We start from the raw sequence: 13,359 nt of genomic DNA, 5'->3' as shown, positions 1-13,359 counted from the left end.
TATACATTATTCTCCTGCCTGTCATCTGACGCGGGATTACCATTAGCACCATTCCGCAGGTATTTCGTCGCCGAAAACGCATTTCAGAGTATACTTTGCATCGCTATTTCTGAGCCTTTTGTGTCAGTCGTTGCGGCTTGTTCTATGTGCGTACCTTACGGTGGACTATGAAGAAACTTTTTATTCAGTTCTATTTACTGCTGTTTGTCTGCTTTCTGCTAATGGCAATGCTGGTTGGACTGGTCTATAAATTCACGGCAGAACGTGCCGGACGCCAGTCCCTTGACGACCTGATGAAGAGTTCGCTTTACCTGATGCGCAGCGAATTGCGCGAGATCCCCCCGCGAGACTGGAATAAGACACTCAGCGATTTGGATTTCAATTTATCTTTCAAGTTACATATTGAACCGTTGAGCAACTTCCATCTGGACTCTGCCACAGAGCAACGTCTGAAAGAAGGCGACATTGTTGCGCTGGACCAGGAATATACTTTTTTACAACGTATTCCCCGCAGCCATTACGCACTGGTGGTTGGTCCGGTTCCTTATCTGTTTTTCCTCCATCAAATGCGATTGCTGGATGTCGCGCTCATGGCGTTTATTGCCATATCTCTGGCCGTTCCTGTGTTTATCTGGATGCGCCCACACTGGAAAGATATGCTGAAACTTGAATCAGCCGCCCAGCGTTTTGGTGATGGGCACCTTGACGAGCGCATTCATTTTGACAATGGCTCCAGCTTTGAAAGGCTGGGGGTTGCGTTCAATCAAATGGCCGATAACGTCAATACGCTGATTTCCAGTAAGAAGCAGCTGTTAGATGGTATCGCCCATGAATTACGCACTCCGCTGGTTCGCTTACGTTACCGGCTGGAAATGAGTGACCGGCTGTCAGAAGAAGAATCCCAGGCGTTAAACCGGGATGTCAGCCAGTTAGAGGGGTTGATTGAAGAGCTACTGACGTATGCCCGGCTGGACCGGCCGCAAACAGTACTGAACCTGACAGAAATTGATTTGCCACTCTGGCTTGAAGAGCGCATTGATGATGTGCGCTTTATTCACCCTGAGCGCGAACTGGATTTGGATATTCCCCAACAGGCACTTACTTGCCAGGTTGACCTGCGTCTTATGGAACGTGTGCTTGATAACCTGGTGAATAATGCCCTGCGCTACAGTGAAAAACAGCTCCATGTCGCGCTGGTTGTTTCCGGTGAACGGGCTACATTATCTGTGGATGACGATGGCCCGGGGATACCTGAAGCAGAACGTATACGGGTATTTGAACCGTTTGTTCGCCTTGACCCGAGCAGGGACAGAGCCACAGGTGGATGTGGGTTGGGACTGGCTATTGTATATTCTATTGCGGTGGCGATGAACGGTGAAGTCAGTGCACAGAAGAGTCCGCTGGGTGGTGCCCGTCTGAGCTTTAGCTGGCCTTTACAACGTCTTTGATACTTATTCCCTATCCGGCCAGACCGGGCACATTGGCTAATGACGGGAGTTTGTGCCACACTATGAGTATGTTGTAACTAAAATAATATACTAGATTAGCCACAGGCAGGTACTGACATGGCACACCAGGATTGTACTCAGGCTCTCAAAAAAACATTCAGCCATATTGAACATCAGACAGCACGGCTTACCGGGATTCTGGCAGAATGCCGGCTACTTGCTGCACGCACTTTTGCTCTGCCAGAACGGCTGAAAGGTACAGAACAGGATGACATTGACGAAATCAGCGTAACTGCACTTGTCGGCCATGCGGCCCGCACCCGTGCCCTGCACCATTTCCGCCACTTTTTTATCCAACAACAGTCAGCAAAGCAGAGCAGCAAAGCCGCTGTGCGTCTGCCTGGTGCGTTGTGCGTTGCTGTTAATCATCACCAACACAGTGAACTCAACTCACTGATTGACGATATTAATCAGCATAAGCAGGTACTAAAAACCCTTATTACTCAAACTGTTAATTTGCCACCAACGGCCCGTTTTGAGTGGGTGCACCAACACCTGCCAGGCCTGATAACCCTGAACGCCTGGCGCCAGATTATACGACCAGAAAACCCTTCCTCGATTAATTTTGGCTGGGCAAATAAGCAAATTATTAAAAATCTCACCCGTGATGAAGTACTGGCGATGCTGGAAAAGAGCCTGAAGGCAAAGCGCGCAGTCCCACCCTGGACGCAGGAACAATGGTATGCCCATGTTTCGCGAGAGTATCAGGATGTAGCCTCATTACCCGAGCGGGTCAGGCTCAAGATCCGCCGCCCGGTAAAAGTACAACCCATTGCCCGTGTATGGTATGCCGGGCAACGCAGGCAACAACAGCTCGCCTGCTCTTCACCTTTAGTCGTTCTGTGCCAGGAACACACTGCGGTACCAGACATTGGCGAACTGCTGAACTATGAAGCCGCCAGTATCACCTGGCGGCATAAACCCTCTGCACAGCAAGGGAGGCTACTGATCCCGCGACTGCATCTGTGGCTGATGGATGACGGATGTTAACCTTACCAGCACCAGTCAAGTCAGCCCGAAGCCAGGCCGGTCATTGCTTCCGGGCGAACCCACTCATCGAACTCTGCCTCTGTCAAATAACCGCTTGCCAGAGCCGCTTCTTTGAGTGTGGTGCCCTCATGGTGGGCTTTTTTGGCGATCATTGATGCTTTGTCATACCCAATGTGAGTATTTAACGCCGTCACCAGCATCAAAGAAGCATTCAATTGCTGAGTAATGCGCGCCTGGTTGGGTTCAATGCCACTGGCACAATGCTCAGTGAAGCTTGTCATGCCATCTGCCAGCAAACGAACGGACTGCAAAAAATTGTGGATGATCATTGGCCGGTAGACATTCAGTTCAAAGTTCCCTGAAGCACCGCCCATTCCCACCGCAACATCATTGCCCATAACCTGGCAGCACAACATGGTCAGTGCTTCACACTGTGTCGGGTTCACTTTGCCAGGCATAATTGAACTGCCGGGTTCATTTTCCGGAATGGTGATTTCACCAATACCACAACGTGGACCAGAAGCGAGCCAGCGAACATCATTGGCAATTTTCATTAATGAAGCCGCCAGAGCTTTCAGCGCGCCATGAGTACGCACCAGCGGGTCACAAGTTGCCAGCGCTGCAAATTTATTGGTGGCGCTTTCAAAAGGCACTCCAGTTAATTGAGCCAGAACAGCAGCAACACCGGATGCATAACCAGGGGGGCAATTCAGCCCGGTTCCCACAGCTGTTCCCCCTAACGCCAGAGGATATAATTGCGGTAATGTTGCTTCGATGTAAGCTTGTTGATCTGCCAGCATACTGTACCAGCCGCTTATTTCCTGGCCCAGTGTCAGTGGTGTGGCGTCCTGCAAGTGTGTGCGCCCGATTTTCACAACCGCCATATAAGCTGCAGATTTTTCTTCGAGGCACTCTTTAAGCCGGGCGAGTGCAGGCAATAAATCACGTTGTATCGCCAGTACCGCCGCCACATGCATCGCACCGGGGAATACATCGTTAGAGCTTTGGCTTTTATTCACATCATCATTCGGATGAATTAGCCTGTTATTCCCCCTTTCGCCGCCCAATAATTCGCTGGCCCGGTTAGCCAGCACTTCATTCATGTTCATATTGGTTTGCGTACCCGAACCAGTCTGCCAGATGGCTAACGGGAACTCAGCCTGGTGCTTCCCTGTGAGCACCTCATCCGCTGCGGCGATAATGGCGTGGCCTTTTACCTTATCCAGAATACCCAAATCCATGTTGACGGTGGCCGCCGCTCGTTTGGTTAATGCCAGCGCGTGAATCAATACGCCAGGCATTTTTTCTGTTGATATCCGAAAGTGCATCAATGAACGTTGGGTTTGCGCGCCCCATAAGCGTTGCGCATCTACGGCGATATCGCCCATTGAATCATGTTCCATCCTGCTTTCAGCCATATTTCCTCCCGCATGAAAAAAGTCTTCTCTAAAAAGATAGTCAATTCATACCTGTGTAGCGTTATAAAGAACAGGATGAGCACAGATTGGGAAATAAAATGTGACAGTGTCACTTATAGCATGAATATCAGAACAAAATGACAGACTGCATAGCGCAGTCTGTCGGCAGGATTACTTCGTTATTGCGCAGTTATCGCATCGCCCAGAGATTTGCTGGAAGAAATCGTTACCTTTGTCGTCCACCAGGATAAACGCCGGGAAATCTTCCACCTCGATTTTCCAGATAGCTTCCATACCCAGTTCCGGGTAAGCCACACACTCCAGGCTCTTGATACTCTGTTGCGCCAGCACCGCCGCCGGGCCACCAATGCTGCCCAGGTAGAAGCCACCGTGTTTCTTACAGGCATCCGTCACCTGCTGGCTGCGGTTGCCTTTCGCCAGCATAATCATGCTGCCACCGTGGGACTGCAGTAAATCCACATAGGAGTCCATGCGCCCGGCTGTGGTTGGGCCCAGAGAGCCGGAGGCATACCCTTCCGGTGTTTTGGCCGGGCCGGCGTAATAAATCGGGTGGTCCTTAATGTACTGTGGCAGTTCTTCACCGCTGTCCAGCAACTCTTTCAGTCTGGCATGGGCAATGTCGCGCCCGACAATAATGGTGCCGTTCAGGGAAAGCCGGGTGGACACCGGGAACTGCGACAGCTGTTGCAGGATTTCGCTCATCGGGCGGTTCAGGTCCACTTTCACCACTTCGCCTTCATTTTCGCCGCGCAGCGCTGCCGGAATGTACTGACCGGGGTTATCTTCCAGCTTCTCAATCCAGATGCCTTCGCGGTTGATTTTCGCTTTCACATTACGGTCTGCGGAGCAGGACACGCCCATACCAACCGGGCAGGATGCTCCGTGGCGCGGCAGGCGGATAACCCGGATATCATGGGCAAAGTATTTCCCGCCGAACTGTGCGCCAAGGCCCAGGTTCTGCGCTTCGGTCATCAGCGCCTGTTCCAGTTGTACATCGCGGAATGCCTGGCCGTGCTCGTTGCCTTCTGTGGGCAGACCGTCGTAATAACGGGTGGACGCCAGTTTCACGGTTTTCAGGGTGCTTTCAGCCGACGTACCACCAATCACAAAAGCGATATGGTATGGCGGGCAGGCCGCCGTACCCAGAGTCCGCATTTTCTCCACCAGGTAGTTCTTCAGTCTGGCAGGCGTGATAAGCGCCTTGGTTTCCTGGTACAGATAGGTTTTGTTGGCTGAACCGCCGCCTTTGGCGATACACAGGAATTTGTATTCGTCGCCATCCACGCTGTAGAGGTCAATCTGGGCCGGCAGGTTGGTGCCGGTGTTGACTTCTTTGTACATATCCAGCGGAGCGTTCTGGGAATAACGCAGGTTCTCTTCGGTATAGGTGTTGTACACCCCCTGCGCCAGGGCCGCTTCATCGCCGCCGCCGGTCCAGACGCGCTGGCCTTTTTTCCCCATAATGATGGCGGTACCGGTATCCTGGCAGGTGGGCAGCACGCCACGGGCGGCAATTTCCGAGTTACGCAGGAACTGCAGCGCCACATATTTGTCGTTTTCACTGGCCTGTGGGTCGCTGAGAATGGCCGCCACCTGTTTCTGGTGCGACGGGCGCAACAGGAACGCGGCATCGCGGAATGCATGCTGAGCCAGCAGGGTCAGGGCTTTGGGGTCCACTTTCAGGACGCTTTCGCCGTCAAATTCACTGACAGAGACATAGTCTTTGGTTAACAGATAGTATTCGGTATCGTCTTTTGCTACAGGAAAAGGATTCTGGTAGTAGAAGGGTTTGGTTGACATTGTTATCTCACTCGCTAAATCCGTTGTATTGCATTCCAGCACAGCGCGCCATCTCTGCGCGGCAACCACAAAGTCACCGCTCAAGTGTACACATTTTTTTAACAAAAACTGAGATTAATACGACTTTTTGTCTGCACAGTTACCCTGCCCGGCAGAAACTGCTTTAATAGCGGGAAGTTATTCTACCTCAATTGATTAGCACACTCGTTTTCCGTCACCTCGTGGCTTTACAGGGCACAAGTTGCATGTCGGCGGGTTATCTGATGCTGTGGTAATCTATTTTTATTACAGGGCCTGATTATGCAAAAACTCATCAATTCAGTGCAAAACTATGCATGGGGAAGTAAAACAGCATTAACCGAATTGTATGGTATCGCCAACCCGGAGCAGCAGCCGATGGCGGAGTTATGGATGGGGGCACACCCTAAAAGCAGTTCATTTATCGAAACGCGTCAGGGTGAAAAAATTGCACTGCGTGACGTTATTGCCCAACAACCAGATGCCCTCCTGGGCAAAGCTGTCTCACAACGTTTTGGTGAACTGCCATATTTGTTCAAAGTACTCTGCGCCGCCCAGCCCCTTTCAATTCAGGTGCACCCGAATAAACAGGCTTCTGAAGCCGGTTTCGCCCGTGAGAACGCGGCGGGTATACCGCTGAGTGCCCCGGAACGTAACTACAAAGATCCTAATCACAAACCGGAATTGGTGTTTGCACTGACGCCATTTCTTGCCATGAATGCCTTCCGTGAATTCAGCGACAGCGCTGCGCTGCTCACACCTTTGGCAGATGCACACCCGGCAATCGCGGCATTTTTGTCAAGCCCTGATACCCACCATATGCAAACGCTGTTTGCCGCCCTGTTAAGTATGGCACAACAGGAAAAACAGCACGCCCTTGCCCGCCTTAATGCCGTCCTTGAAGGGAAAACAGGGCAACCCTGGGATACGATTCGCAAAATTGCCACCATCTATCCGGATGACAGCGGGTTATTTTCGCCGTTACTGCTCAACGTGGTGGAACTGGCGCCGGGTGAAGCAATGTTCCTGTTCGCCGAAACCCCTCATGCCTACCTCGATGGCGTGGCACTGGAAGTGATGGCGAACTCAGACAACGTACTGCGCGCCGGGCTGACACCAAAATACATTGATATTCCTGAACTGGTGGCCAATGTAAAATTCGCGCCTCGCGCTGCCGATTCACTGCTGACTCAGCCAGTGCGGGAAGCAGACACACTGGTATTCCCTATCCCGGTGGATGATTTTGCGTTTTCACTGCATAACCTGGCTATGCAACCCCAGGTTTTAACGCAAAACAGCGCTGCAATTGTCTTTTGTGTGGAAGGTGAAGCCCGCCTGCAATTGGGTGATGAATCTCTGGTGTTGAAACCAGGTGAATCCGCGTTTATCCCTGCCAATGAGCCGAATGTTGAGGTAACGGGCAGCGGGCGACTGGCACGCGTATATAACAAACTTAACTAAGGTACTGATTTTTTACTTCAGGATTGATAAGCTTCGTAGATTGCTTATCTGGCCGGGCTTTCTGCCCGGCTAACTGCTAATAGGGATGGTTTAATGAAAAAATCGATGGTCGCAGTGGGTGTTATCGTCGCGCTGGGTGTGGTGTGGACAGGTGCATCCTGGTACACAGGAAAAATGATTGAAAGCCATATGGACGATGCCATCGCCCAGGTGAATACACAACTCAAAAAAGTCGCGCCTCTTGCAGAGCTCACTATCAGCCCGCGTGATTACCAACGTGGCATTTTTTCGAGCCATGTTCAACTCGTCATTAAACCACAAGCAGGTGCGAAATCTTCCCTTCTTCCTGAAGGCAAAGAAATTGTGCTGGATGAAACTGTGCGCCACGGGCCATTCCCGGGAAGCATTGTGCCGTCTATGGCTTCGGTAAATACCACTCTGATCAATAACGACACTACCAAGCAGTTGTTTACACTGACTCAGGGTAAATCTCCTGTGGTGGTGGATACCCGAATCAGTTACAACGGTGATACCAATTCAGACATCACACTTGAATCACTCAATTATGATAAAGCGCCGTACAAAGTTGCTTTCGCTGGCGGGAAATTTGATGTCAGCGTTGATAACAAGGGCGATAAAATCTCCACCAGTGGTGATTTAGGTAGTCTGACGATTGACAGTGTCAATGAATTTGACCAGAAAGTGGGCCTGGCGATTAGTAGTATCAGTGCCAGTGGCGAGACACATATCAGTTCGTTTGCTGAGCGCGTTGGCACACAATCCTTACAGGCTAAAGGTCTTACCCTGAGTGTGGAAGGCAAAGAAATGGCGCAACTCGGTGGGCTGAATGTTGCCGCCAAATCTGAACCTGCTGCCGATGGCAAACATCTGGGTGGCCAGATTGATTACGCACTCAATGACCTGAAAGTACAAAATCAGAACCTGGGTAGCGGGCAACTCTCTGTTGCTATCAGCAATCTGGATGGCGCTGCACTGCATCAGTTCCGCGAGCAGTATAACCAGCAAGTGGAAGCATTAATGGCCCAACCCGATGTTGCTGAAAATCCAGAACTGTATCAGCAGAAACTGGTCGAAGTTCTGGCGGCTGGCCTGCCTGAGTTGCTTAAAGGGGAACCGGCTATTCATATTTCACCATTGAGCTGGAAAAATGCCAAAGGTGAAAGCCGCTTTACGCTGAACCTGAATTTCAATGACCCGGCGAAAAGCGCCGAACCCAAAACACTCGACCAGGCAGCAGACCGCTACATTAAGCATCTGGACAGCAACCTGGTTATCCCGCTGGATATGGCCACTGAGTTAATGACTCAGGTGGCACGTATTGAAGGGTATCAGGATGACGCAGCAGCGAAGCTTGCTGAGCAACAGGTGAAAGGCCTGGCGGCTATGGGGCAAATGTTCCGTATCACCACGGTAAAAGACAACAACATCACCACCAGCCTGGATTATGCAAATGGTGAAGTTACGCTGAACGGGCAAAAAATGCCACTGAGTGATTTTGTCGGTATGTTTGGCCTTGGTGGCGACATTATGCCGCCAGTGCCGGAAGGCAACGGTACTCCCGCAGTGCCTGCTGTGCCTGCCGTTCCTGCTCAGCCAGCGACACCCCCAGTGCAGTAAGGCGCCTTTTCTCTGTCTGTCAGACTTATGCCTGCACAGAACGAGAAAAAGCCACCTGATAAAGACTGGGAAAATCAATGAATTGGAAGGCGCCATAGGGCGCCTTGTTTTTTGTCTTTGCCATGAGTTTGTCCCAGCTCTCCAGGAGCGTACTCTGTACCAATACGCCCCATCAGTAAGGAATGATATGCCTCACTGCAGCACACCCACACACCGGGTTATTCGCCCCTGGCAGCGTGAAGATATCCCCCGGTTATGGTCACTCACCTGGCATACCGTACACCGGGTAAATTGCCGGGATTACACACCCGCTCAACTTGATGCCTGGGCACCAACTGAGCCGGATCAGCGCTGGTGGGAGAAACTTATTTTTGACCACAACCCATGGGTGGTGGAGGACACACAAACGCAAATGCTGCTGGCCTGGGGTGATGTACAACCCTCGGGGCTAATTCACTGCTTCTTTTGCGATTACCGTTACCAGCGCCAGGGCATTGGTCGTTTATTGCTGGACCATTTGTTGCGAGTGGCACAACAGCAATCATTATCACGCGTGTTTGTTGAAGCCAGTGAAACTGCCCGGCCTTTTTTTCTTGCGCAGGGGTTCCAGGTAGTGCATCCCATTCAGGCCGAATTACGTGGCCAACAGTTCGCCATCTGGCTAATGGAAAAATTCCTTTAATTGGCTATTCCCTGCTCGCCCGGCATGCGCAATACGCAAGGTAACTTGCGCATACTGCCGGTTGTGGCTTTATAATGTTCTGCACTTTTCCTGAAATGAGTGCGACCATGATTGATACCACCCTTCCGTTAACTGATCTGCACCGCCATCTTGACGGCAATATCCGCGCGAACACTATCCTGAGTCTTGGGCGTGAATTCAATATTGCCCTGCCAGCTGAAACACTTGATGCGCTGATCCCTCATGTGCAGGTCACATCAACTGAACCAGACCTGGTCAGTTTTCTGGCGAAGCTGGACTGGGGAGTCAAAGTCCTCGGGTCACTGGAAGCATGCCATCGCGTCGCCTGGGAAAATATGGAAGATGCCGCCCTCCAGGGGCTGGATTACGCAGAATTACGCTTTTCGCCGGGTTATATGGCAATGGCGCATAATCTCCCTATTGCGGGTGTTGTTGAGGCCGTTATCGATGGTGTACGCCAGGGGAGCAAAGACTTCGGGGTTGTTGCCAGGCTGACCGGTATTCTGAGCCGGACATTTGGTGAAGAGGCCTGCCAGAAAGAACTGGACGGATTGCTGGCTCATCGGGATGGCATTACCGCGCTCGATTTAGCTGGCGATGAACTGGGTTTCCCTGGAAGCCGTTTTCGTGAACATTTTCGTAAAGCCCGGGATGTGGGCTGGCGAATCACTATCCATGCAGGGGAAGCCGCCGGGCCGGAAAGTATTTGGCAGGCCATTCAGGAACTGGGTGCAGAGCGGATTGGCCACGGTGTTAAGGCTGTTGAGGACCCGGCATTAATGGATTACCTGGCAAAACACCGCATTGGTATTGAGTCCTGCATTACGTCGAATATCCAGACCAGCACCGTCAGCGCCATTGGCGTTCATCCGCTAAAAACATTCCTGAACCATGGTGTGCTGGCAACCATTAACTCAGATGACCCTGCGGTACAGGGCGTTGATATTCGCCATGAATATGAACATGCGGCACCTGCAGCTGGCCTGTCTCCGGCGCAAATTCGCAAGGCTCAGGAAAATGGGCTGGAAATTGCGTTCCTGTCACAGGCAGAAAAACAGGCACTGCGCCTGAAGGCCAGCGCCCGTTAACGCCTGCTCCCCGTTACCTGGGTGACGGGGTTTTCAGCCTTCTCGCATAACGCTGTGCCAGCACAGCACACACCATAAGCTGGATTTGGTGGAAGATCATGAGCGGCAGTACCATAATCCCGACAGTGCTCACTGGGAACAGAACATTTGCCATCGGGATGCCATTCGCCAGGCTTTTCTTCGAACCACAAAAGACAATGGTAATTTCATCTTCAGTATTAAAACCCAGTAACCGGGCCGCCCAGGTATTAATAACCAGAACGATAGTCAGCAACACAATCGAACACGCCACTACCCACAACAGCGCCTCTGCATCAATTTGCTGCCAAATGCCGCCCACTACCGCTTCACTGAATGCCACATAGACAACTAACAGAATCGATGACCGGTCAGTAATGTTAATAAGCTTTTTATGCTTATCAACCCAGCGCCCAATGAGTGGGCGTGATAAATGCCCCACAACAAATGGCACCATCAACTGCATGATAATTTTGCCAATCGCGTGCAGGGTATCTGTCGCCCCTTCCTGAGTATTCATCAGCATGCCAACTAAGACAGGCGAAAGGAAAATACCCAGAATACTGGAGGCCGACGCACTGCATACCGCCGCGGCGACATTTCCACCGGCTACGGACGTGAAAGCGATAGCAGACTGTACTGTCGCAGGCAACGCACACAAGTACAGGAACCCCATATAAAGCGGTTGGTTAAGAATGCCAGGCTCCAGTACCGACATCCCCAACCCGAGAATGGGAAACAGTACAAAAGTGCTGAGAAAGACCAACAAATGTAAGCGCCAGTGCCCTGCTCCGGCAAGAATCGCATTCCGGGATAACTTGGCTCCGTGCATAAAAAACAGTAACGCAATGGCAGCTGTTGTCAGGTATTCAAAACCTGTCTTTACGTAACCTTCACAAGGGAATACCGATGCGACAACTACCACGCAAATCATCACCAGCAAAAATTTGTCAATTTTAAGGCGCTGGAACCAATCCATTCTTTTTCCTTGCAGATAAATAAGCCAGGTACAACCTGGCTGAATCTGATGACAAACCTCATGTCTGCACAGAACGAGAGGATATCACCCAATAAAAAACCAGGAAAATCAATTCATTGATTTTCGCCCGCTTTACTTATACTCAAAGTAAGGGCTGAGCTGCGCAAAATAGCAGAAGCCCTGTTAGCACACTACACAAGACAAAGAGCCGTGCGGTGACGAGCAGATTCAATGCCCATCTCAATCAGTTCCATCACTTTGATGGCCTGGCCTGCCGGTACCGGATTTTCACCTTTGCCATTAAGTGCATCACGCACGGCAGCATAATAGGCGGGGTAGTTCCCTGGCACAGTCAGAACCGGTGCTTCATCTATGGTATCGCCATGGGCAACCGTCAGAACACCATCACGCATGTCGTACCCCCAGCCGTCCTGAGGAGGTCTTTGCCCGGCTTTTAAACAGTCTTCCTGCGGGTCAACACCATATTTTACATAACTACCACGGGTTCCATGCACAATGTAGCGAGCCGTTTCTGCCACGGCCAGCATGGTGCTGTGCAATACGACTTTATGCTGCGGCCAGGTGAGTACGGCGTGGAAATAGTCAGTGGTTTGTGCTCCCGGGCGCAGTTGAGCAAGATCAACCTGAATGCTGACAGGCATGCCAAACAGTACCAGCATCTGATCAAGCAAATGTGGCCCCAGATCATACCAAATGCCGGTACCAACACCGGCCTGTTCGCGCCAGCGGTTACGCACCTGCGGGCGAAAGCGGTCCATATGGGATTCTACATACACAACTTCACCCAGCGAGCCTTCTGCCAGTATGGATTTAAGTGTCAGGAAATCGCTGTCCCAGCGGCGGTTGTGAAAGATGGAAAGCAACAAACCGGTATGCTTTGCCAGCTCATCCAGTTCACGGGCTTCCGATAATGTCACTGTGAACGGTTTATCCACCACCACATGCTTGCCTGCCAAAAGTGCCGCTTTTGCCAGCGGGAAATGAGTGTCATTCGGCGTGGGGATAATCACCAGATCAATGTCAGTGGCATGGATAACAGCCTCTGGGGTATCAGCAACAGTTACACCAGGCCAGTCAGCATGCACTTTTCCGGCATCACTGCTGGAAATAACCGCCAGTTCCATACCCGGCGTGCCCGCAACTAATGGCGCGTGGAAAGTTTTTGTCGCATAACCATAGCCTAAAATGCCCACCCGAATAATGTCGTTCATTACACTCGTTCCTTTGTTCTTCATATCTGGTTTGACGGCTCTGCCGAAAACCATGACAACGGCAGGTGAACTATCCTGCCGCCCCCACAGGCAGTTGCCATAGTTAACACAGCTTGCCATCAGATTAAACCATTGGGGCTGATTTGCGCGGATTCCCCGCATTTTTTAACCCGAGGAAAAGCTGAAACCATTACTACGCTGCTCAACTGGACTGGCCTGGCCCCATTCTCTGACTCCAGTGTTAAGCCGGTAAAGAATGTTCTGAATTTCCCCTGGACACCCAGGCGCATGCTTCGTAACAGTTGATATGGACATGCCAGACTAACCAGCAACAGTCTGCTGGCGATAAAAACATGCCAGGCATTCACAGTTGCATGGAAGTACGTTCTGTAACGTGTTGAATCTGGTATTCCCGAGTAAAATCCTTATAATTCCGCGCTAATTCGTATTCTTACAGGCCGTTTCTCTGGCGGGCCTGACTCGGA

At 51.3% G+C, this 13,359-nt stretch carries 10 protein-coding genes; 6 read left to right on the top strand and 4 right to left on the bottom strand.

Annotated elements, in window-relative coordinates; genetic code table 11:
• Positions 1 to 167 precede the first annotated feature (167 nt).
• Positions 168 to 1,448, top strand: a complete 1,281-nt coding sequence (rstB, locus tag MPHASIOC01_RS05620; RefSeq protein ID WP_064593365.1) for a two-component system sensor histidine kinase RstB — start codon at positions 168 to 170, stop codon at positions 1,446 to 1,448.
• A 117-nt stretch (positions 1,449 to 1,565) separates the two neighbouring features.
• Positions 1,566 to 2,498, top strand: a complete 933-nt coding sequence (gene tus / locus MPHASIOC01_RS05615) for a DNA replication terminus site-binding protein (protein WP_353614140.1) — start codon at positions 1,566 to 1,568, stop codon at positions 2,496 to 2,498.
• Between the two features lie 20 nt (positions 2,499 to 2,518).
• Here the strand turns inward: tus and fumC are convergent, their stop codons facing one another.
• Both fumC and fumA read right to left on the bottom strand, forming a co-directional pair.
• Entirely contained in the window at positions 2,519 to 3,916 is a 1,398-nt protein-coding gene (fumC, locus tag MPHASIOC01_RS05610; RefSeq protein ID WP_064593361.1) for a class II fumarate hydratase, read from the bottom strand.
• 171 nt (positions 3,917 to 4,087) lie between these two features.
• The gene (fumA, locus tag MPHASIOC01_RS05605) at positions 4,088 to 5,737 is read right to left on the bottom strand and encodes a class I fumarate hydratase FumA (protein WP_353614139.1); all 1,650 of its coding nucleotides are present in this window, start codon (positions 5,735 to 5,737) and stop codon (positions 4,088 to 4,090) included.
• 300 nt (positions 5,738 to 6,037) lie between these two features.
• Here fumA and manA point away from each other — a divergent pair, with 300 nt between their 5' ends.
• The 4 genes from manA (at position 6,038) to add (ending at position 10,645) form a co-directional block, all read left to right on the top strand.
• A complete protein-coding gene (gene manA, locus MPHASIOC01_RS05600; protein ID WP_353614138.1) occupies positions 6,038 to 7,216 on the top strand; it encodes a mannose-6-phosphate isomerase in 1,179 nt (392 codons plus the stop codon).
• Positions 7,217 to 7,309: 93 nt separating this feature from the next.
• Complete coding sequence (locus MPHASIOC01_RS05595; RefSeq protein ID WP_064595572.1) at positions 7,310 to 8,854, top strand: YdgA family protein; 1,545 nt, start codon at positions 7,310 to 7,312, stop codon at positions 8,852 to 8,854.
• 187 nt (positions 8,855 to 9,041) lie between these two features.
• A complete protein-coding gene (locus MPHASIOC01_RS05590; protein ID WP_064595575.1) occupies positions 9,042 to 9,536 on the top strand; it encodes a GNAT family N-acetyltransferase in 495 nt (164 codons plus the stop codon).
• Between the two features lie 107 nt (positions 9,537 to 9,643).
• Positions 9,644 to 10,645 (top strand): adenosine deaminase, encoded by a 1,002-nt coding sequence (add, locus tag MPHASIOC01_RS05585; protein WP_064595809.1) that lies wholly within the window; start codon positions 9,644 to 9,646, stop codon positions 10,643 to 10,645.
• A 13-nt stretch (positions 10,646 to 10,658) separates the two neighbouring features.
• On the opposite strand, the gene MPHASIOC01_RS05580 is transcribed toward add, so the two are convergent.
• Together MPHASIOC01_RS05580 and MPHASIOC01_RS05575 are read right to left on the bottom strand one after the other, a co-directional pair.
• Positions 10,659 to 11,642 (bottom strand): bile acid:sodium symporter family protein, encoded by a 984-nt coding sequence (locus MPHASIOC01_RS05580; RefSeq protein ID WP_064595576.1) that lies wholly within the window; start codon positions 11,640 to 11,642, stop codon positions 10,659 to 10,661.
• 191 nt (positions 11,643 to 11,833) lie between these two features.
• Complete coding sequence (locus MPHASIOC01_RS05575) at positions 11,834 to 12,874, bottom strand: oxidoreductase (RefSeq protein ID WP_353614137.1); 1,041 nt, start codon at positions 12,872 to 12,874, stop codon at positions 11,834 to 11,836.
• Between the last annotated feature and the right edge of the window lie 485 nt (positions 12,875 to 13,359).

Origin of the sequence: Mangrovibacter phragmitis (assembly GCF_040429585.1) — a bacterium.
Classification (GTDB): domain Bacteria; phylum Pseudomonadota; class Gammaproteobacteria; order Enterobacterales; family Enterobacteriaceae; genus Mangrovibacter; species Mangrovibacter phragmitis.
Note: the sequence above shows the minus strand (reverse complement) of the source record. Positions and strands in the feature narration are given on the sequence as shown.